The organism is Bacillota bacterium (assembly GCA_013178305.1).
Lineage (GTDB): Bacteria > Bacillota > Sulfobacillia > JABLXB01 > JABLXB01 > JABLXB01.
Genome location: JABLXB010000008.1, coordinates 138,643 through 158,509, shown reverse-complemented (window position 1 = coordinate 158,509; position 19,867 = coordinate 138,643). Strand labels below are relative to the sequence as shown.

The window sequence follows — 19,867 nt, the reverse complement described above, 5'->3', positions numbered from 1 at the left end:
TGTATGGATGGATCTGTCATAGTCAAAGATGGCAGTATCCTTGTGAGGACTCATGATAGGGAAGAAAGTGAGTCAGATCCTACGTCACATGCTGAGTTAAACGCCATCAAGTTAGCATCAAGAGCGTTTGGCAGAGACTTCAGGGATTGCACTCTGGTCTCAACACATGAACCATGTCCAATGTGCGCGACAGCAATCATATGGTCCGGAATCCTCAAGAAACTCGAGATCGCACCGGACGAGGCACCGGTCGTAACGAAGACTGAGAACAAGATCGTCTTTCACTCAAAGAACTTCTGCCCAACGCTGGAAGCATGCAAAATCCTGGGCCTGGATACGAAGCTGATTTGCAGAGAAATCAGTGAGAAACCAACGGATGCGCTTGTGAAACGGCTCAGCGAGCGGCTGGAATTCAGGCGAAACTACGATAGATTGCGGCCGCAGTGTGACTACTGTGAAGAAATGATTGTGCTGAATGACTGACAAGAGGGGGCTTCTATCCCCCTCTCCTGATGCCATGCCGCTCGACTTATGATTGCTTAATCGCTGAGGAACGGTGTCTACGCCGTCTCCTCGCGCTTGCGCGCCTTGCGCTCGGCCGAAGTCACGAGGATCGGCTGCTCTTTCTTCAGGATGACGTCTTTCGTGACGATGCACTTCGAAACGTCGCCCCGGGACGGGACGTCGTACATGACCTCGAGCATGACTTCCTCAATGATGGCCCTCAGACCGCGCGCCCCGGTGTTGCGCTTCATTGCCTCGCGGGCGATGGCTTTCAGGGCGTCTTCCTTGAACTCCAGCGTGATGCCGTCGAGGTTGAAGAACTTCTCGTATTGCTTGGCCAGTGCGTTCTTCGGCTCGGTCAAGATCCTCACGAGCGCGTCCTCGTCCAGCGAGTCGAGCGTCACGATGATGGGGACCCTGCCGACGAACTCAGGGATCATCCCGAACTTCAGCAGGTCCTGCGGCAGTATCTGATCGAGGATTTCGCCTATGCGCCGCTCCTGCCTGGACTTTATGTCGGCGCCGAAGCCCATGATCTTCTGTCCGACCCTGCTCTGGATGATCTTGTCGATACCCTCGAAAGCGCCGCCGCAGATAAACAGGATGTTCGTGGTGTCCACCTGGATGAACTCCTGGTGCGGGTGCTTGCGCCCGCCCTGCGGCGGGACGTTGGCCACCGTGCCCTCGAGTATCTTCAGGAGCGCCTGTTGCACGCCCTCGCCCGAAACGTCCCGCGTTATAGATGGGTTCTCGGATTTGCGCGCGATCTTGTCTATCTCGTCGATGTAGACGATGCCCTTCTCGGCCTTCTCGACGTCGTAATCCGCCGCCTGAACGAGTTTGAGCAGGATGTTCTCCACGTCCTCGCCGACATACCCCGCCTCAGTCAGGGTCGTGGCGTCGGCGATCGCGAACGGAACGTTCAGCATCTTGGCGAGCGTCTGGGCAAGGAGCGTTTTCCCGGATCCCGTGGGGCCGAGCATGATGATGTTAGACTTCTGGATCTCGACGTCGTCGATCTTGCCGCCGAGGTTGACCCGCTTGTAATGGTTATACACGGCCACCGAAAGGATCTTCTTGGCCTTTTCCTGACCGATAACGTACTGGTCCAGGAATGCCTTGATCTCCCTGGGCTTTGGGATATCCTTGAGCTCGAATTCGGTCTCGTCCCCGAGCTCCTCTTCGATTATTTCATTACACAGCTCAATGCACTCGTCGCAAATGTAAACACCGGGGCCCGCTACGAGCCTCTTAACCTGCTCCTGGTATTTTCCGCAGAACGAGCACTTGAGTTGGCCCTTCTCGTCGCTGAACTTGAACACTCCTTCTCACACCCTTTTCCCAGCGGACCGGCTGGGCGGTCGGTCTTCCTACCGCTTCGAACACTTCCGGGTCACGAGGATGTCGTCGATCAGTCCGTAGTCCTTGGCCTCGTCGGCCGTCATGTAGAAATCGCGCTCGGTATCCCTCTCAACCTTCTCAAGCGGCTGTCCCGTATGCTTCGCAAGTATCTTATTCAGGAGCGTCCTCGTCCTGAGTATCTCCTTCGCGTGTATCTGAATCTCGGTGGCTTGCCCCTGAATGTTGCCGGCCCACGGCTGGTGAATCAGCATCTTGGCGTTGGGGACAGTGAACCTCTTGCCCTTCGCCCCCCCGGCGAGTATCACGGCCGCCGCGCTCGCAGCCAGACCGATGCATATGGTCGACACGTCGCACTTGATATACTGCATTGTATCATATATCGCCAGTCCGGCAGTCACGGACCCCCCGGGGGAATTGATGTAGAGCGAGATGTCACGGTCGGGGTCCTCGACCTCCAGGAACAGGAGCTGGGCGACAACGCTGTTCGCGACGGCGTCGTCCAGCGGTGTGCCTATGAAGATTATCCGGTCCTTCAAGAGGCGGGAGTAGATGTCGTAAGCGCGTTCCCCTCTTGGAGTCTGCTCGATTACCATCGGCACAAGGTAACTCAACTTGTACCCCCCTTAAACATTAAACCGTCGCGTTCTTGTTCGCGGCATCCGCCAGGAACGCAACAACCTTATCATTCGTTATCGCCCTTTCGAAGCTCTTGATCGCGCCGGAAGCGCGGATCTGTTCGAAAAGCCTGTCGCCATCCTGCTTCGTGGAAGCGGCAAGACCGTCAACCATCTGCTTGACTTCCGGCTCCTCGGCCTTGATCCCTTCCTTTGCCGAGATGGCCTCGAGCACGAGCTCCGTCTTGACCTTTCTGGCCGCCGCATCGAGAAGCTGCTGTTTCAAGGTTTCCTCGGTCAGGCCGGTGCCCTCCATGTATTCCCGAAGCGTTACTTTATTCCGCTCGAGCCTCGTGAGCAGGTCTTCGAGCATCGACTGGGCGCGCCGGTTCACCATTACGTCGGGCACGTCGACGGTAGCCTGATCGACCACATGCTTGAGGACCGCCTCGTCGTGCGCCGCCTTCGCCCTTTGTTGCTTGGCCTGCGTCAGCCTATTCGTGATCTCGTTTTTCAACTCCTGCAGATCGGCATACTCGCCCTGCGTCTTGGCAAATTCGTCGTTGAGCGCAGGCAGTTCCTTGCGTTTTACTTCCTTTATCTTGACCTTGAAGGTGACCTCTTTACCCGCCAGGTCTTTGTCCTTGTAGTCGGCGGGGAGAGTTACCTTGACGCCCCGCTCCTCGCCGGCCTTCGCACCCTTGATCTGCTCCTCAAAACCCGGCAGCAGGAACCCCGAGCCCATGGGCACCAGAAAATCCTTGGCCGCCGAATTCGGCAGCTCCTTCTCGCCCTCGTAGCCCTGGAAGTCCAGGGTGACGTAAGAATCCTCCTTCACGACCCCCGCCTCGTCGACCACGAGCTGGGCCTGGCGTTCGCGAAGGAGGTTGAGTTCGGCATCGACTTCCTCAGGAGTGGCCGGGGTCTCCTCCAGCTTTTCTTTCACAGAACCGTAGTCGCCCAGCTGGACCTCGGGTTTTACGGCAACCGTAGCCTTGAACTTGAGGGGCTTGCCCTCTTCCAGTTCGATTACCTCAACGTCGGGTTCGTCGACCGGGTCCACGCCCGATTCCTTGACCGCGTTGCGGTAGGCCTCGGGGAACATGATCTTGAAAGCCTCGTTAAGTAGAGTTGCCTTTCCAACGTGCCTCTCTAAAATCGGCCGTGGCGCCTTGCCCTTGCGAAAACCCGGGACATTGACGGAGCCTACCACTTTGCGATATGCCCGTGCCATGCCGTCGTCGACCTTCTCGGGCTCGACCTCGATGGTAAGGGCCACGGTGCTCTTTTCTAATCTCTCCACATCAACTTTCATTTATAATGGGTCCTCCAGTTGGTGGCATCATACTGCAGTTCGTCCCGCGACTGCGCCACCCGAAGCTACGGGCCGCAAAACTCCCCGACCCCAGTTATGATATCGCAAAACGAGCAGAAAAGACAATGCCGTTCATTAGCGGCTACTTCTCGTCCTATTCTCTCCTGAAGGAAGATTCCACGGCAGGTAGAAGTATACCGGCTCGATACTGTTCGTTCAAAGGAGATAGAGCAGCGTGGAAACCAGGATTAAGCAGCATCTCATGGAGCTCCTCACACCGAGGCAGGATTCAACGGACGTGGAGAAGGACTTCGAGAAGTTCGCGGAACGGTACCAGATGTTCCTCGAAAACGACTACGTCATCTGCATAACCGACAATCCCATGGGTAACCTGTCCTACACCGCACCCGAGGTCATCGACGCGCTCGGTCTCGAGGTTAAGTCGGATAACCTTATCATGCACCTGAACACCTTCCACCGGAAGACCGACGAGAAATACGACCCGTCCAAGGAACAGAACGAGCAGGATCTGGACATCTTGCTGCAGCACGCGCTCGAGCTCGGCATCAGGAAGCTGCTGTGCGTCTCGGGCGACGGCAGCGAGAGACTCCCCAGGGTCAAGCCCGAGCACCTTGGCTACGACCCGGAGAAGGTCAAAGTCGTCACGTCCGTCCAGCTCATCGAGTACATCAGGAAGGCGTATCCGGGGCAGTTCGACATAGGCGTTGCGTTTAACCACTACGAGCCGGCCAAGGATGAACTCGAGAAGCTCGAGCGGAAGTTCGGCGCCGGCGCAACGTTCGTAATTACGCAGCCGGTCGCAATTGACGGCCGGAGCGACGCGAGGATACCTGAGGCCAACAGGCTCCTCGACCAGATGCTGAAAGTCGCCGGTGAGGCCGGGGTGCAGGTGATCCTCGAGGCATGGATGTCGCAGAAGATGGCGAACCTCTTGCCGGAGTGCGTCGGATACGACATCAACTTCGGCGAGTTCGAGCCGTACTCGAATCTCAAGGCGATGAAGGAGAAGTACCCCGACAGGAAGTTCTACATGAGCATGATCTTCGGGCCCCAGGGCCTGCAAAAAGCGGAGTCCATCATCAAGTAGCCCCAACAGTAGACCCACCGGGTGTGCGGTCCGCAAAGCGGAGGGCCGCGACCGGCGAACCGGCCGCGGCCCTGTCATCAACCGGTTGCCAGCAGGATGAGTGCGCGGGTGCCGTCCATCAGCCCTCTGTTTCTTCTGCCGGCTCGTCGCCGAGGTCCGGGGCGGGGGCCCTCGCGGGGCTTTCCCTCGGGGCATCGTCGTACCAGGAGATGTGCCCAGTTATCTCCATGTCGGGCTCCTTTGACAGATCGAGCTCGCGATACTTTGCATAGAAGTTCCACTGCGGGTCTTTGGTAACGACCACTACAGGCCGCTCGAGCGCGTGGTTGTTGATCCTCTTGACCACGGCGACCTCGCCTGTCGATAGAATGACGCTCGTGGCGACGGGATACGGCGCCACGACCGCCTGCAGAGCGGACACCGCCTTCGGGTCGAACAGGGTGCCGGCGTTGTCGGCGAGGAATGCAAGCACCTCGTACGGGTGCACCGCGGCCTTGTGCGCGCGGTCAGATGTCATGGCATCGAAAACGTCGCATACTGCGCACAGCCTGGCGTACTTGTGTACCTCCTCACCCTTGAGCCCGCGGGGGTACCCGCTGCCGTCCCACCGCTCGTGATGCTGAAGCGCAATATGTGCCGAGAGCAGGCCTATCCTAGCCTTCCTCATGTACTCGTAGCCGATCTCGGGGTGGGACTGGACCACCGCGAGCTCATCCGGGGACAGTCCCCCGTTCCTGTACCAGATATGGTCGGGGACCTGGACTTTTCCCACGTCGTGCAGGAGCGCTCCTACGCCGAGTTCCAGGAGCTGCTGCCTGTTGTAGTGTATCATCCTGCCTGCTACCATCGCTAGCAGCGCGACCTGGACGGAGTGGGCAAAGGTGTAATCGTGAAGAGACTTGACGTCGATGAGGCCGATGATTACCTCCTTCCTGGCCATCACCTCATTGACGAGCATCCCCGCCGCCTTCGCTACAATCGCCGCCACGTCGGGCCGCAACCGTTTGCCGGGCTTCACGGCAGGCCGCAAGCCTGCGGATGCCTCTTTGACTCCGGCGAACGACTTACGGATGAACCCGCCGTCAGCTCCAAGCACCCCCGTCTCGACGAAATCGACTATGCAGCTCATGGTGTACTGGCGCGTTTCGAGCGTGACCGGTTCGGAGAGTTCGACCTGAATGATATCGTCGGCTATGTAGAGCGAGGTGTAGCCCTGCTCCAGGAGCAAGTCTATGTACCGCTGCCGCAGGGTCGTCCCGCTGGCCAGCACCAGGCGACCGTCGCCGTCCACAACGGACCGCGCCAGCCTCATGCCGGGTTCAATAATATTGGTCGGCAAGAGGCGCAAGCCGAATCACCCCCCAGGATTCGTCTTACTATGCCATATCCTACAAGATGATGTATTACCTTACATACTAACGCGTCCGTCTAAATACCTCAATATTTGTTGTAACTAGTCGAATTCTGCCGACCTGCGGCTGGGTGCCGTGTCCCCCAATCCGCAACCGCCGCCGGGATGCGGCTCTGCGCCCCGCGTGCGCCGGCTTCCGGTATTCCATCTGCCTGACCACAAGCGTAGAGTCCATCTTGCCGAGCCCCCAAGCATAGGATGTCAGCGATGCGTCTTTCGACCGGGAAAGGGGTTTCCAAGGGTGAGACCGGTACCGTCGCTGGCGTTCACAGGCGTCCTTGTCGTGGTCCTCGCGCTGACTCAACCTCCGGCAAACACGCCCCACCCAGTTTCCGCGGAAGTCTACGGGCCCGGCTCGCCGGGGGAGATCGAAGTCGCGCCGGGTCCGGCGGAAGGCGCGACACCGCACGGAGACACTCCACCGGATGCGCCGCCGGGGCAGCAACAACCGCCTGTCCCCCTGGAGCCTGGCGACAGCGGCGACCCTGAGGTCGTAATAGACACCGGGGCCCTCGCGCTCCTCGTAATGCGGCGCGGCGAAGTCGTGAGACGTTACCCGATAGCCGTGGGCAAGCCCTCTACTCCGTCTCCCGAGGGGCGCTTCGTGGTTTCCTCAATCCTCAGGCACCCAACCTGGTACCCCAGGGGGCAGGCCCCCGTCCCGCCGGGTCCACAGAACCCGCTTGGTTCCAGGTGGATTGGGCTGAGCGATTCACCCTACGGAATTCACGGCACGAACAACGACGCCTCCATCGAGCACAGGGTGTCGGCAGGATGTATCCGGATGCACAACCGCGACGTGGAGGAACTCTGTGGGCTGGTACAGATAGGCACTCCGGTGGTGCTGAGGAGAGGTGGTTCAGGCGGCGGTGAGGCACCGCCTGTTATAGCCCGATCAGGTCAGCCCGGCCGCGGGGAGCGTACACCCCGCCCGCGAAAGCCGGAGAGGCATTACGCGAGATGGTAGTCACCCGCGCACACGGGTACAGCCGGCTGTCTCGCCTTTCAACAACGCTATCTTCGTTGTCTTCTCTTAGCCGCGTGGGCTGCTGCTCAGTGCGGTCTCCACCGCTTTGAGCAGCGCCTTGCTGGAGATGGTTGTACCGGTCACTGCGTCCACCCGGACAGTCTGTCTCTGCAAGATCCGCGAGACCAGCTCACTGTTCACTTTCTCGAACATCCTCATCTTGTCGTCGAGCAGGGTCACCTTCTCGATCTTGTGATCCTTGACGGTCACCTCGACGTTGTAGGCCCACCTGCCCCGCTTGAAAGAGCCACGATAGACTCCGTCGGGGATTTTTGAAAGGTCCACTTGGCCGATTGACATCGCCTTGATCTCGCCCATGCCTGCGTTGAAGATGAGCATGAAGCCGCCGATCAAAACGACCACGACACCGAGGATGATGAGTACAAGCTTCATGGTTAGCCCTCCGGTCTTCCGCTTCAGCCCCACATCTTCCCGCTAACGCAGCCGAATTCCTTTGCGCCCCGCCCCCGCCCGTCAGAGCTATCCCAGGACTACGCCTACGGGGCACCCTTAACCGCTCTGGCGGGTGAAGGTGGGGCATCCGTAGATAGCATAAAGTGCCAGTGAACCCGTAGAGAGGAGCGAGCGCCATATGTCTCCGAACAATAAGCGGTCTGCGGAATCGTTTGAGGAGGTCCGGCAGAAGGCGACCCGGCCTGCCGAACGCGATCCCCACACGGCAGGCATGACTGGGGCCAAAGCCGAATCCGCCAAACCGAATGGCGCTGGAAACGGGGAGAAGCCGAACCCCGCGGACGTGAAGCTTCAGGCGCTTCTTCACGATTACCTGAATCGTATGTGAACCGTAAGCCTGCTGGAAGAACTGCTAAACAATGGTGCGGGCGGTGGGATTTGAACCCACAAGGGCGTACACCCACAGGATCCTAAGTCCTGCGCGTCTGCCAGTTCCGCCACACCCGCACTGAAAACCGAAACGGTATTCGGTTGAGGGACCCGGCTGACGGGTCCCTCGATGAGCCTTGTAGATATAATATGGTGGGCCATGAAGGGGTCGAACCTTCGACACCCCGCTTAAAAGGCGGGTGCTCTACCGCTGAGCTAATGGCCCATAAAATCTTTGGCTGGGGCGGCAGGATTCGAACCTACGAAATGCGGGATCCAAAGTCCCGTGCCTTACCGCTTGGCTACGCCCCAGTATATTTCAGTGGCGCGCCCGGCAGGATTTGAACCTGCGACCTTCAGATCCGAAGTCTGCGGCTCTGTCCGGACTGAGCTACGGGCGCCCCTGCAAATATCGCACAAATATCCTAACACAGATCGGGGGTCCAATCAAGGCAAAGGTCCGCTAGGTACTGGGTCATCTCAATTGCCCACCGCCGCCCGCAGCGCTCGCGCTCAGCGACACCTTGCAGGAATGGGGCCTCCATCTGCCGAATTGAATAATTTGTGCCACGGCTGACATGAATTGGGGGGACCTGAATGGCTACCGACATGGTCCTGAAGGCGCTGGCTCCCTGTGGTCTGAGCTGCGAGAAGTGCTTTGCCTATGCCGACGGTGAGATCGCCGGGTACGCCCGGTTGCTCAAGGAGCGCCTCGGCAACTTCGACACATTCGCTTCGAGGTTCGTCAAACTCGGGATGCCTGTGTTCGAGAATTACGCAGCCTTCAAGGAATTGCTCGACTACCTTACGAAGGGCGAATGCCTCGGTTGCAGGAAGGGCACCTGCAAGCATCCCGATTGTGGAGTCCGGGAATGCTATCGGGCCAAGAACGTGGCATTCTGCTACGAGTGTGCGGAATTCCCCTGCGATAGAAGCAGGTTCGACCCCAACCTGAAAGCGCGCTGGATCGCCATGAACGAGCGTATGCGGCAGATTGGCCCCGACGCCTATTATGAAGAGACGAAAGACGACCCGCGCTATAAGTGAGGGCGGGTCGTCCGGTTCTAAGTAAATTGGGGTGAGTGACGGGGGTCGAACCCGCAACCTTAGGAGCCACAGTCCCACGCTCTAACCAGTTGAGCTACACTCACCACGAACCTTTTCGCACGATATCGCCCGGTGTCGCCGGAATCCAGCGGTCGCCCGGGCGCGGTCGTTTCCAGGTGGCGCGCCTGGCAGGAATCGAACCTGCGACTCCCTGCTTAGAAGGCAGGTGCTCTATCCCCTGAGCTACAGGCGCGCGGGTTATCAGAACTGGAGCGGGTGATGGGAATCGAACCCACGTAACCAGCTTGGAAGGCTGGAGCTCTACCATTGAGCTACACCCGCTCGGCAGTGTCGCGTCCTATATTTTAACCGATTAGGGAGCCAAAATCAAGGAACCCCTGCTTGCCAACAGCCAAGCATGGGCGGTACGGGTGCGCCCGCGGGACGTCGGAAGGGTCGGGCGGCTCACGGAACCCAGTTCACTCCGTCGAGCGCCGCAGGCTCGCCGATTCTGGACTTCGCCAGGTCAACGGCAAGGGCTGCTGTTGGCAAATGAGCGAAGGTCCTGCTTCGAGGGGAAGAATGGTCGGGGCGGCCGGACTTGAACCGGCGACTTCTTGGTCCCAAACCAAGCGCGCTACCAAACTGCGCTACGCCCCGAATCCTGCACTACCTAGTATAGTTGACCACATCAGCGCAGTCAAATCACCGGTGACCACGCCTACCTGCGGTTTACCTGCGCTAACGGTCCGGGAACTCACTCGAGATAGTGGATGGACGCCACCATCCCGCCATCGGGGGTAATCTCCAGCGTGCCGTACGAAGGACCATGTGACCCCCTGCCGTAGTGGCAGCTGCCGGGGTTTACGAAAAGCACGTCTCCTGCCCAGAATGTCTCCGCGACGTGCGTGTGGCCGAATACGACTGCGTCGACGCCCAGCGATACTGCCCGCTTCTTCAGCGCCTCACGGTCTCTCTTCACGCCGTACTGGTGGCCGTGGGCGAGCAGTACCTTCTTCCCACTCACTTCAACCACCTTTTCCAGTGGACCGGTCATCAGGTAGTCGCAGTTGCCCATGACCCCAATGACCTTGACCTTGGTTATCCCCGACAATTTCTTGCTATCCTCGTAGAAATCGCCCGCGTGAAGAATAGCGTCCACCGGGCCGACCTCGCGGAGGAAACGCTTCAGCCGCGGGACATCCCCATGAGAATCGCTGACAATTCCGAGAATCAATCGAATACCTCCGCGAAGCCGGCCCGGGCCCTCCGTCAGGCACCCAGCATCCGCAGCAGGATAGGGCGCGCCGCCCTGAGTGCCCGCCCCCTGTGGCTGACACTGTTCTTCTCCTCTAATCCCAGTTCAGCGTATGTTTTCCCCAGCTGAGGCACAAGGAACAGCGGGTCGTAACCGAAGCCGCTCGTTCCCCTGGGTTCGAACGTCACCACGCCCTCGCACACACCGGTTGCCGTTTCTGCTCGTCCGGCGGGGTCGCAGACGGCGATGACCGAGACAAACCTCGCGGTACGCCGGTCGAACGGGACATCCTTGAGAAGATCGAGGATCTTGCGGTTGTTCGACTCGTCGGTGGCGCCCTGTCCCGAGAACCTCGCCGATATGACGCCCGGCCGCCCCCCGAGCGCATCGACTTCGATGCCGGAGTCGTCGGCCACGGCCAAAATGCCCGTGGCCTCGGCGGCATGACGCGCCTTTATCACGGCGTTCTCCGCGAATGTCAAGCCGGTCTCATCGACGGGAGGCACGTGCGGGAACTCGGCCAGCGACAACACCTCGACGTCGATACCGTCGAGGAGGGCGCGGATCTCATCCACCTTCCCCTTGTTGTGCGTGGCGATAACCAGTCTACTCGCCGGCACGGCCGACCTCCATCGCGAGGGGCCCGAGGGCGGCCTTCTCAACCTCGATCAGTTGGGTTATTCCGTCACGGGCCAGCGTAATCAGGCGCTCCATCTCGGCAACTGAGAAAGGCGCCCTCTCGCCGGTCCCCTGTATCTCGACCATATTGCCCCTGCCGGTCATCACCACGTTCATGTCAACGCGGGCGCGGGAATCCTCGTCGAACGCAAGGTCGAGGAGGAATGTGTCGTCTACTATCCCGACGCTGGTTGCAGCAAGGAAGTCGTTGACGGGAAGCCTCTGCATGAGGCCACTCTCTCGCGCAGCCGACAGAGCATCTACCACCGCGACGAACGCCCCGGTTATGGACGCCGTCCTGGTCCCCCCGTCGGCCTGGATTACGTCGCAGTCGACCCACACCGTCCGCTCACCGAGTGCGCCCAGATTCACGACAGCGCGCAGGGCGCGGCCGATCAGTCGCTGGATTTCGAGTGTGCGGCCTCCCGGCCGCCCCCTGGTGGCCTCACGTTGCATGCGGGTGGGCGTCGAACCCGGGAGCATTCCGTACTCGGCGGTGACCCACCCCTGTCCGGTCCCTTTCAGGAACAACGGGGTTTTCTCCTCGATCGTCGCCGAGCAAATAACCTTTGTATCGCCGGTCTCGGCGAGAACCGAGCCGTCGGGAAACTTGAGGTACCCACGGGTGATCCTGACCGGCCTGAGCTGGTTCCACATCCTGCCGTCGGAACGAACCACCGAAACACCCCCACGATAGCGTATAATGGCGCATTGCGCTAACGGTACTCGAAAACCCCGCCCCTGCGTTGCCTTGTGTCAAGTATAGTCACAAATGCGTCCGGAGTCTCGGTTTCTATCAGGGCGAGCGCCGCGGGCAGCGCTTTCCTCTGGAGCGTCACCATCACCATGCTGTGCTGTCCCTCGCGTCCGCTGGCGGAAACCACGGTGGCGCCGAAACCGGCCTCCCTCAGCCTGCAAGTCAGTTTATCCGCGCAGTTCTGAGGCAATACCGCGTGGACCGTCTGGTAGCCGAGCGCCAGGCGTTCCTCGAGCTTGCTGCCCACGAAGTTCCCCGTCGCGAAACCGGCGGCGTAGGCCAGGAGCTTCACGGGGCTATCCAGGTTGTTCACGACGCGCCCGAGCGCGTTGATGAACACGAGCACTTCAAAGAACCCTACCACCGAGGCCTGCAGGCGCTTGCCCCTGAACAGCAGGAGCAGCCGCACGGTGCCGAGAGATACGTCTACAACCCTGCAGAGGAAGATAAAAAGCGCTTCGAATACGAGGACCAAATCGGATGTCTCCTTGAATGACCAGTCCTGCCGTCTACCCACTAAGTATAGCACATGTTGGAGCGGTGGAAGCGAAAAGACCAGGCGAACGTCGCCTGGTCCCGCCGCCGGCAGAGGCTCGCTCTGCCAGCCAAAATATGGTGGAGGCGGAGGGAATCGCACCCTCGTCCGAAGGCTCACCAACAGGGGTTTCTACGGGTGTATCCCTTGTTTGGCTTTCTCGCCGTTACCGGCCCCCGAAGGGCAGGGTCCGGCTCCGGCCAGCCCGTTGGTTTCCCCATTCAGTCCCCGGGCCAGGTACCGGTGGGTATCCCGCTTTTATGACGCCCTGTCCAGCTCCCGCGGGAGGGGTCCGGCAGAGCGTAACCGCGTTAAGCGGCTAGAGCGTATTCTGTGTTGGCAGTTATCTTGTTCCGCGGATTTACGAGTTGCGGACGCTCGACCCGCTGCCCCGGTCCATGACAACCCCCGTCGAACCTTGTTCGCCCCCAAATCCCAAACCTGTTCGTTCGATTGTCGCAATTCGCCGTCCACGGCCTGCGCGACGCACGGGCGCACGCGCTGAGTATGCTCTTTGACGCTGCAATGTCCGGCTGTGTTCCACATGATATGCCACCGACGCCCCGGCCGCAACTTGCGAAGCGCAGCGGCCTGCGGTCGCCACACGGGTGGCTCCGAGTCTGAAGAGCCTGATCCTATTCGTCCGCCCTGCGCCTCATGGCCCGCGCGATGTCGCGCTTGGCGTCCCGCTCGGCGATGTCGTCCCTCTTATCATACTCCCTCTTGCCGCGCGCAACCGCCAGTTCGACCTTGGCGCGGCCCCGTTTGAAGTACATCTTGAGCGGGACCAGCGTGTATCCCTTTTCCTCGGCCTTGTGGCGAAGCCTCAAGATTTCCCGTTTGTGCAACAGCAGCCTCCTCGGCCTCATCGGATCGTGATTGAACCGGTCGGCCGGCTCGTACGGGCTGATGTGCACGTTGTACAGGATCGCCTCGCCGTCTTTCACCTGGGCGTACGAATCGCGAAGGCTGAGCCTTCCGAGTCTGAGCGACTTCACCTCGGTCCCCACCAGGGCAATGCCTGCCTCGATAGTCTCCTCGATGTGATAATCGTGCCTGGCCTTGCGGTTTTCACCTATTATTTTTACGCCTTCCACCCTTCTCACCCCGGCCGGCACACCATATCGGACTCCGTGCGGCGCCCCCGTTCACCATAGTGAACTCCCACCGACAAATACACCCCTTCGTCCGAGAACGGAAGGGGTTCAGGCGACTACCGTTACTTACCTACCGCTGTTTGCCCTGCAGATTAGATTATACGAACCCGCGTACGGCCTGTCAAGGCAACTGGCACAATCGCCCGCCTCAAGAGTCAGTGTCCCCCGCGCTTTCCGCCTCGTAACACTCACGGGTCGCCGGCTCCTGGTTAAAGATCCTGCACGCAATGCCAGCCAGGATCCTGGCCCCCAGAAGCAGGATATCCCGATTGAACACCATCTCGGGATGATGGAGGCCGGGGGTGACGTCGGCCCCTAGTCCAACAATGGTTGTCTTGAGGCCCTTCATGGCAAGCGGGTATTCGTGAAAGTCCTCCCCACCCGGAGTAAGCAGCGGCGCCCGAAGTCCGTCCCGCCCCAGCACATCCTTTATTACTTCGGTGGCGACCTCCACCACATTCCGATCGTCTTGAGCGGCAGGGACCCCTCCCTTCCAGGTGACCTCGGCTTTCGCTCCGTTCGCGCCCGCCGCCAGGTTGATGGCCCTGGTGACCTTTTCTCGCAGACCCGTCATGATCTGGTTGGTCTGGGCTCGCAGGTCGAATGCCATTTCCACGCGGTCGGGAATGACATTGAGAGATACACCCCCGCCCCTTATCATGGTGGCCTTCACTGAATGGGAGACCCTGGGGTCCAGCCTCACCTGACTTACGCTAAGTACCGCAAGCGCGCCGGCTTCAACCGCGTTCACCCCCTGATGCGGTCTGGCCCCGTGCGCGGGTGTCCCCGAAATCGTTGCCAGCATGATTCCGGACGCCCCGTGCCTGACGGAGGGTGTCGCGGTGCCGTATCCCAGTTCTTCTTTAGGCCGGAGGTGCACGCCTATCAGGTAGTCCAATCCATCCAGTGCTCCGGTCTCGATCATGGCTCTGGCGCCGGACAGCATTTCCTCCGCCGGTTGAAACACGATCACCAGCCTACCCCGCCGGACGGCCTTACACGCGGCCAGCGCTTCGGCCGCCGCAAGCACCATGGTGCAGTTCGCGTCGTGACCGCACGAGTGGCGGGCTTCCACGCGGCCATCCAATTCGTGCCGGAGCGCATCCATGTCCGCACGCAGACCCACTACGGGTCCGGGTTCGTGCCCCCGCAAATACCCCACCACGCCGGTCCCCGCAAGCCCCCTTTGAACTTCGAACCCGGCCCGCTCCAACCTCGCCGCAAGGAATGCGGACGTCTGTTTCTCCTCGAAACCCGCCTCCGGAATCGAATGAAGCATAGCCCAATCTTCTCTGATCTGAGTTTCGCGCCGTTGAAGCAGCGCGGCGAGAGCGTCCAAGATCCGGGTTCCCTCCTCAGGGCCGTGCGGCTCCCTGCTCGTGTTCACTGCGTAACAAGGTCGCCATCTCTTCCGAACTTCGGACCCACCCCAGGGCAGCCTTTATCTCCTTGATCGCGAACTCGTGCATGTCGGCGCCGTTCATGCTGCCACAGCAGTCCTCGATCACGATGATCCTGTAGTCGCGATTGAATGCGTCAAAGCAGGTGGAAAGCACACAGTTGTTTGTGTTCACACCCGCTACGATAAGGGTGTCAACCCCGAGGCCGCGCAGCACCAGTTCGAGGTCCGAGCCGTAGAAAGCGCTGTAGCGCTTCTTCAGCACCCTGATGTCATCCGGTCCCGGAGCCAGGTCCGGAAGGATTTCTGCGTAAACGGAACCTTCCACATTGCGGCCCGTACGACGAACGAAGTTGCTGCCTGGAACCACGCGGTTTGCCTGGGCTTCCCAGTACGCGTTCCGCGCGTCTACGATCCCCCATTTCGAGGCCCTTCTCGAAAACGTCTCCACAAATATCACCGGAATACCGCTTGTGCGGGCAAACTCGAGCAAGCGCCTGGCGTTCCGGACGATCCTTTCCGCTTCTTCTTTGCTCACAGGGTGGTACGCTATTTCGGCATCCAGGTGGCGGCGCTGGAAATCGATGAGCAAGAGGGCCGTACGTCCTGGTTCTATCTTGCCAAGAGGGATATCGCTCATTGTGGTGACCTCCCAATTACCCCGAAACCGCCTGTCGTTGTGGCGAGAGCCAGGTCTGCGGATTGATCTGTAGCCTTGACACGGTTTCCTTCGTCGGCACGCCCGCGGGGTCCCAGCCGCGAAGCTGGTAGTACTCATCCAGCATTCTATCGAGATTGGCGCGGCCGATGATCTTCCCCCGCGCCGGGCCGTCCGGTAGCGGCTCCTCGAGGATGCGCGGGGGAAGCGTGTCGTCCGATCGTGACAGTCCCTCCCTGTTGTTGAACAGGCGTATGGTGGTCTCTATCCTGTCCGCAATCTCTTGAAGCTCATCGCCGGTGAAATGCTCGCCAATCGTAAACCCCAGGTAATCCCCGTATTCATCCGCCGACACGGGGGCGCCCCTGCCGATGAAGTCGCATACCAGCACAGTATGCTGGATGGACCGTTCGTCGAAGAGGTCCTTCACCACTCGAGCCTGCCCGTCAGGTTCGTAGAGAACACTGGTCCTGCGCACCACGTGCACCGGTGAGCTCCTGCGGTGGCAGGCGCCGCGAGGAGCCACTGCGTATATCAACCCTCCGCCGAAGGCCGCCCGCGGGTCGTAGGCCGAGAATTCCAGCCCCTTCACGTGAATCGCCCACCTCTCGGAGCCCTGACCTACTTGTGCCGCGAGGCTCCTGGTCCCCAGCGAGAGATCCCGCCCGAACCCTCTCATGTAGGCGATGTCCCTGATGAGCCCCGGCACGAGATCGGAGCGACCGAACCTGAGATCCCGTCCGCCCGTGTCGCCCGTACCGATCAGACCACGCTCGAAACACTCCATGGCGAAGCCGATCACGTTGCCTGTTGAAATCGTGTCCAGCCCAAGTTGATCGCACAGCAGGTTACACGCACACACGTAAGGGAGTGAGAAGACACCCAAGTTGCTGCCTAGCAGGCATAGTGTCTCGTACTCCGGACCCTCGAGGTACTGGTCCCCCAGCGGCCCTTGCGTGTGGGTCATTACCCCGCAGGGCGTGATGCATGCAGTGCACCCCCGAGTGTGGTAGGCCGCCTTGCCTACGCCCTCGGCGTTGATTCTGCCCCCGGCTTCAGGAGCAGTCCCACGCTGGTAATTGAGGGTAGGGAGCATGCCGTATTCGTTGGTGGCGTTCATGGTCAGGGAGGTGCCGTATCCCCTGCGGCGGACAGCCACCGGGTTGCCCCGAACGCGGTCGATGTGCGCCGACAGGAGGGACAGCACGCCCTCGCTATCCGCGCAGGACAGGCCCTTCGTCCCCCTCGCGACGACTGCCTTAAGGTTCTTGGAGCCCATTACCGCCCCGGCGCCCCCGCGCCCCGCCTGCCGGAAAAAGTCGCTGTTGATGCCAGCGAACCGGATGAGGTTCTCGCCGGCCGGACCGATGCACGCAATTCCGGGCGCGGGATCCCCGAAACGCCGCGCGAGAATCTCTTCGGTGCGAAACGCATCAGACCCCCAGAGATCGCGAGCGTCGCGAACTTCGGCCGCCCCGTCGCCCACCCAGAGGTACGAGGGCTGTGCCGCCCTTCCCCTTATCATCAATACGTCGCAGCCGGAGTAGCGCAGTTCGAGCGCCAGGCGGCCGCTGGCGTAGCTTTCCAACCAGGCCCCTGTCGCGGGGGATTTCGTCACGACGAGGTACTTCCCAGCTCCAGGGGCCGGAGTGCCTGTCAGTGGTCCCGAGATGAACATCAGCACGTTTTCGGGAGCCAGTGGATCCGTGCCTGGCTTGAGGTAATCGAGTAACAGCCGCGCGCCGAGGCCGCGACCGCCAAGGTAGAGGCGGATCACATCCTGAGAGATCTGATCCTTCGTAACCTTCCCTGTAGTCAAGTCAACTTCCCACAAACGCCCGTAGTCCTTCAAAGGCACTGCCTCCTAAGCCGGACTATCCTACGGTATCGACAGCAAGCGCCGAGCCGTTCCGCCGAGGATGAGACCAGCGGTTGCCGGGTCAAACCCGGCCTCACCGACGATCCGCGCTGGGGACGGGTCGCCCATATCAAACGGGTAGTCCGTGCCCGCCAGCACCCGCTCCGGTCCCATCTTACGGCCCACGAACGCCAGCGCTTCTGCGTCGTGCGCGATCGTGTCATAGTAAAACAGCTTCAGGTACTCCGATGGCGGTTTCTTGAGGCCCTTGATCTCGGGCCGCACGCGGGCCGCATGGTTCATGCGTCCCGCCGCCAAAGCTGCATATCCACCGGCGTGGGACAGGCAGATCCTGAGGCCGGGGTGGCGCTCCATCACCCCTCCAAACACCAGCCTCGCCGCGGCTAGAGTAGTGTCCAGTGGGTTGCCCACCACGTTGCGAAGGTGATACCCCTCCATACGGTTTTTCCCCGCCACATAATGCGGGTGCATCAGGATGAACGCGCCAAGCGACTCCGCTATCATCCAAAACGGCTCGAGGCGCGGGTCGTCCATTTCCACGCCGTTCACGTTGGTGGCAATCTGAGCCCCTGCAAATCCGCGGACCGTCATCGACAGCTCGAGTTCGCCGGCGGCGGCCTGCGGATCCTGCAGGGGGAGCGTCGCCAGGCCTCCGAAGCGGCGGCGGTTCCCGTCGATGTCCGCTGCAAGCTGCTCGTTCACAGCGGCAGCCCACTCAACGGCTTGCTCGGGGGGGAGTTCGTAAAGCATGATAGGCGGCGCGATTGACAGCAGGCGATAGGTGATGCCTTCCCTGTCCATGTCCTCCAGCTGTTTCCCAAGGTCATTAAGGCCGGGCTCCACCTGCGCCACAGCCTTCCCGTTCACCACGACACTCACCTTGCCGCCGGCGCACGGTAGTACTTCTACGAGCCGCGGCGCGGACCGCGTGCCTATACCGCCGCCGTTTCGAATTGGGACGTAATGGGCGTGAACATCTACGATCATGCGAGCCTCCATCCGGGCATAGTAGCAAACACATCTGAGAATAGACGGCCCCGTCGTCCGCTATCCTCTTCAGGGGCGCGACTCACGCGCGCCCCTGAAGAATGATGCCCACCTACTCCTTAATTGTGAACTCGAGCGGAAACTCCTGCAGGCAACGACACCCTGTGCCGGTGACGACGTGCAGGCTCCCGAGGAATATGCCCTTTTTCAGATCCAGGCTGCACGGGTTCGGCTCGATCATGATCAGCTGCCCCTCTTCAAAAACGTGGGGCGTTATCGGGAAGTGGGCCGCGCCCGGGAGACCGATCCAGGGGCGATCGGGCTTGTTGTCCCAACCGTGCACCAGGGGGGCCTGCTGGTAGAATCCACCGCGGGCCGCGATCGGCTTCACCGCGTTGATCACGTCCTGCTCCGTATTGCCCGGCTTGATCGCCCCGGCGATCGCGTGGTACAGGTCCTCCGCGATCTTGTAGATCTCGAGGAATTCCTTCGGGGGTTTGCCAAGCGCGATCGGCCGGATGAGCTGGCCGGAGTAACCAGCATAGTTGGCGCACAGCTCGTTGCTGATGAGGTCCTGCTTCTTGACAGTCCGTTTCGACGGCTGCGGCCACGGGTACGGCATGTTGGGATCAAGCATCGAGGTCGACGCGAACAGCGTGAAATTCGGGGCCCCTCCCAGGCGATACGCCGTCTCATTGATGACCGCGTAGAGCTCGAAGTCCGTGACGCCCGGGCGGACGGCGTCCACCAGGGCCTTCATACAGCTGTCCGTAATCTTCGCGCCTTTCTCCACGAACGAGATCTCTTCCGCGCTCTTCACCGAGCGGATCTTCTCCACCAGCGTCGTGGCATCCTCGAATTTCGCCCCAGGCAGCTCGCGGCAAAACACCTCGTAGTGGCTTTGCGGGAAGTTGACCGTCCGGCGGCTATCGATGCCTACCAGCCCGATGCGCGCCTCTCCCAGTCCCAGTTCCTTCACACGCTTGACCACGGTTTCGGCGATGCTCGGGCCGCCCCATTCCGTCGTCCTGATCACGGACACCTTCTTGGCATAGAGAAGGTGCGGGTACAGGGTGTTGTAGAGCGCCGGTTCCCCCTGCAGCGGGAACACGGTCCACGATTGGAAGCAATCCGCGTAGTTCGTGACCCAAAAGGCGTTGGCCTGGTACATCTCTTTGTACCCGCCGTAGATCAGGAGGCAGTCAAGCCCCCTCTCATCCATGGACTTGCGGAGCTTGTTGTGGCGCCGCTCGAACTCGGCATCCGAACACCTTGGATACAGGTCCCTATCCGTTTCCGCCTCCAAAGACAATCCCCACCTTCCACGA

At 60.6% G+C, this 19,867-nt stretch carries 19 protein-coding genes, 8 tRNA genes and 1 other RNA gene; 4 read left to right on the top strand and 24 right to left on the bottom strand.

From position 1 onward, the window contains the following. Positions 1-3 precede the first annotated feature (3 nt). Positions 4-483: a nucleoside deaminase gene (locus tag HPY55_14915; GenBank protein NPV71895.1), complete on the top strand. Its 480-nt coding sequence runs from the start codon at positions 4-6 to the stop codon at positions 481-483. A 77-nt stretch (positions 484-560) separates the two neighbouring features. On the opposite strand, the gene clpX is transcribed toward HPY55_14915, so the two are convergent. The 3 genes from clpX to HPY55_14900 are packed head-to-tail and all read right to left on the bottom strand — an operon-like array spanning position 561 to position 3,795. Then, entirely contained in the window at positions 561-1,826 is a 1,266-nt protein-coding gene (gene clpX, locus HPY55_14910) for an ATP-dependent Clp protease ATP-binding subunit ClpX (protein ID NPV71894.1), read from the bottom strand. A gap of 48 nt (positions 1,827-1,874) precedes the next feature. Continuing rightward, positions 1,875-2,459 carry an ATP-dependent Clp endopeptidase proteolytic subunit ClpP gene (gene clpP, locus HPY55_14905; GenBank protein ID NPV71893.1) on the bottom strand — a complete coding sequence of 195 codons (585 nt, stop codon included), beginning with the start codon at positions 2,457-2,459 and terminating at the stop codon, positions 1,875-1,877. Between the two features lie 37 nt (positions 2,460-2,496). Beyond that, a complete protein-coding gene (locus tag HPY55_14900) occupies positions 2,497-3,795 on the bottom strand; it encodes a trigger factor (GenBank protein ID NPV71892.1) in 1,299 nt (432 codons plus the stop codon). Between the two features lie 235 nt (positions 3,796-4,030). Here HPY55_14900 and HPY55_14895 point away from each other — a divergent pair, with 235 nt between their 5' ends. Beyond that, positions 4,031-4,903 (top strand): hypothetical protein, encoded by an 873-nt coding sequence (locus HPY55_14895; protein ID NPV71891.1) that lies wholly within the window; start codon positions 4,031-4,033, stop codon positions 4,901-4,903. Positions 4,904-5,021: 118 nt separating this feature from the next. On the opposite strand, the gene HPY55_14890 is transcribed toward HPY55_14895, so the two are convergent. After that, positions 5,022-6,251 (bottom strand): HD-GYP domain-containing protein, encoded by a 1,230-nt coding sequence (locus HPY55_14890; protein ID NPV71890.1) that lies wholly within the window; start codon positions 6,249-6,251, stop codon positions 5,022-5,024. Between the two features lie 304 nt (positions 6,252-6,555). On the opposite strand from HPY55_14890, the gene HPY55_14885 reads away from it, so the two are divergent. Further along, a complete protein-coding gene (locus HPY55_14885; protein NPV71889.1) occupies positions 6,556-7,281 on the top strand; it encodes a L,D-transpeptidase in 726 nt (241 codons plus the stop codon). Positions 7,282-7,347: 66 nt separating this feature from the next. Here the strand turns inward: HPY55_14885 and HPY55_14880 are convergent, their stop codons facing one another. The 5 genes from HPY55_14880 to HPY55_14860 form a co-directional block, all read right to left on the bottom strand. Next, positions 7,348-7,734: an FMN-binding protein gene (locus tag HPY55_14880; protein ID NPV71888.1), complete on the bottom strand. Its 387-nt coding sequence runs from the start codon at positions 7,732-7,734 to the stop codon at positions 7,348-7,350. A gap of 441 nt (positions 7,735-8,175) precedes the next feature. Continuing rightward, a tRNA-Leu gene (locus HPY55_14875) sits at positions 8,176-8,262 on the bottom strand. A 73-nt stretch (positions 8,263-8,335) separates the two neighbouring features. Then, positions 8,336-8,410: transfer RNA gene (locus HPY55_14870), tRNA-Lys, on the bottom strand. Positions 8,411-8,420: 10 nt separating this feature from the next. Further along, positions 8,421-8,496: transfer RNA gene (locus tag HPY55_14865), tRNA-Gln, on the bottom strand. 11 nt (positions 8,497-8,507) lie between these two features. After that, a tRNA-Arg gene (locus tag HPY55_14860) sits at positions 8,508-8,585 on the bottom strand. Between the two features lie 196 nt (positions 8,586-8,781). On the opposite strand from HPY55_14860, the gene HPY55_14855 reads away from it, so the two are divergent. Then, positions 8,782-9,231, top strand: coding sequence for a DUF3795 domain-containing protein (locus tag HPY55_14855; GenBank protein ID NPV71887.1), 450 nt, complete (start codon positions 8,782-8,784; stop codon positions 9,229-9,231). A 27-nt stretch (positions 9,232-9,258) separates the two neighbouring features. Here the strand turns inward: HPY55_14855 and HPY55_14850 are convergent. The 15 genes from HPY55_14850 to HPY55_14780 all read right to left on the bottom strand — a co-directional run bounded on the left by HPY55_14850 (position 9,259) and on the right by HPY55_14780 (position 19,845). After that, a tRNA-His gene (locus HPY55_14850) sits at positions 9,259-9,335 on the bottom strand. 73 nt (positions 9,336-9,408) lie between these two features. Beyond that, a tRNA-Arg gene (locus HPY55_14845) sits at positions 9,409-9,484 on the bottom strand. Between the two features lie 15 nt (positions 9,485-9,499). Beyond that, positions 9,500-9,573, bottom strand: a tRNA-Gly gene (locus HPY55_14840). A 241-nt stretch (positions 9,574-9,814) separates the two neighbouring features. Then, positions 9,815-9,891, bottom strand: a tRNA-Pro gene (locus HPY55_14835). Positions 9,892-9,988: 97 nt separating this feature from the next. After that, positions 9,989-10,468, bottom strand: a complete 480-nt coding sequence (locus HPY55_14830) for a metallophosphoesterase (protein NPV71886.1) — start codon at positions 10,466-10,468, stop codon at positions 9,989-9,991. A gap of 35 nt (positions 10,469-10,503) precedes the next feature. After that, entirely contained in the window at positions 10,504-11,109 is a 606-nt protein-coding gene (locus HPY55_14825) for an XTP/dITP diphosphatase (GenBank protein ID NPV71885.1), read from the bottom strand. Beyond that, entirely contained in the window at positions 11,096-11,824 is a 729-nt protein-coding gene (gene rph / locus HPY55_14820; protein ID NPV71884.1) for a ribonuclease PH, read from the bottom strand. The genes HPY55_14825 and rph overlap by 14 nt, the downstream gene beginning before the upstream one ends. A gap of 59 nt (positions 11,825-11,883) precedes the next feature. Next, positions 11,884-12,399 (bottom strand): DUF2179 domain-containing protein, encoded by a 516-nt coding sequence (locus tag HPY55_14815; GenBank protein ID NPV71883.1) that lies wholly within the window; start codon positions 12,397-12,399, stop codon positions 11,884-11,886. 138 nt (positions 12,400-12,537) lie between these two features. Next, positions 12,538-12,889, bottom strand: a transfer-messenger RNA (tmRNA) gene (gene ssrA, locus HPY55_14810). Between the two features lie 205 nt (positions 12,890-13,094). Further along, positions 13,095-13,565 (bottom strand): SsrA-binding protein SmpB, encoded by a 471-nt coding sequence (gene smpB / locus HPY55_14805; protein NPV71882.1) that lies wholly within the window; start codon positions 13,563-13,565, stop codon positions 13,095-13,097. Between the two features lie 199 nt (positions 13,566-13,764). Further along, entirely contained in the window at positions 13,765-14,895 is a 1,131-nt protein-coding gene (locus HPY55_14800; protein ID NPV71881.1) for an amidohydrolase, read from the bottom strand. Between the two features lie 76 nt (positions 14,896-14,971). After that, positions 14,972-15,655: a cysteine hydrolase gene (locus tag HPY55_14795; GenBank protein ID NPV71880.1), complete on the bottom strand. Its 684-nt coding sequence runs from the start codon at positions 15,653-15,655 to the stop codon at positions 14,972-14,974. A 16-nt stretch (positions 15,656-15,671) separates the two neighbouring features. Continuing rightward, positions 15,672-17,525 (bottom strand): aldehyde ferredoxin oxidoreductase family protein, encoded by a 1,854-nt coding sequence (locus HPY55_14790; protein ID NPV71879.1) that lies wholly within the window; start codon positions 17,523-17,525, stop codon positions 15,672-15,674. Positions 17,526-17,552: 27 nt separating this feature from the next. Continuing rightward, positions 17,553-18,539, bottom strand: coding sequence for an amidohydrolase (locus HPY55_14785; GenBank protein NPV71878.1), 987 nt, complete (start codon positions 18,537-18,539; stop codon positions 17,553-17,555). Positions 18,540-18,651: 112 nt separating this feature from the next. Further along, the gene (locus HPY55_14780) at positions 18,652-19,845 is read right to left on the bottom strand and encodes an aminopeptidase P family protein (GenBank protein NPV71877.1); all 1,194 of its coding nucleotides are present in this window, start codon (positions 19,843-19,845) and stop codon (positions 18,652-18,654) included. Positions 19,846-19,867 lie beyond the last annotated feature (22 nt).

Excerpts from the sequence above, each read along its gene's own strand:
- HPY55_14915 (NPV71895.1), top strand. The coding sequence starts at position 4 with ATGGATGGATCTGTCATAGTCAAAGATGGCAGTATCCTTGTGAGGACT.
- clpP (NPV71893.1), bottom strand. The coding sequence starts at position 2,459 with ATGGTAATCGAGCAGACTCCAAGAGGGGAACGCGCTTACGACATCTAC.
- HPY55_14900 (NPV71892.1), bottom strand. The coding sequence starts at position 3,795 with ATGAAAGTTGATGTGGAGAGATTAGAAAAGAGCACCGTGGCCCTTACC.
- HPY55_14880 (NPV71888.1), bottom strand. The coding sequence starts at position 7,734 with ATGAAGCTTGTACTCATCATCCTCGGTGTCGTGGTCGTTTTGATCGGC.
- HPY55_14855 (NPV71887.1), top strand. The coding sequence starts at position 8,782 with ATGGCTACCGACATGGTCCTGAAGGCGCTGGCTCCCTGTGGTCTGAGC.
- rph (NPV71884.1), bottom strand. The coding sequence starts at position 11,824 with ATGTGGAACCAGCTCAGGCCGGTCAGGATCACCCGTGGGTACCTCAAG.
- HPY55_14800 (NPV71881.1), bottom strand. The coding sequence starts at position 14,895 with ATGCTTCATTCGATTCCGGAGGCGGGTTTCGAGGAGAAACAGACGTCC.
- HPY55_14795 (NPV71880.1), bottom strand. The coding sequence starts at position 15,655 with ATGAGCGATATCCCTCTTGGCAAGATAGAACCAGGACGTACGGCCCTC.
- HPY55_14785 (NPV71878.1), bottom strand. The coding sequence starts at position 18,539 with ATGATCGTAGATGTTCACGCCCATTACGTCCCAATTCGAAACGGCGGC.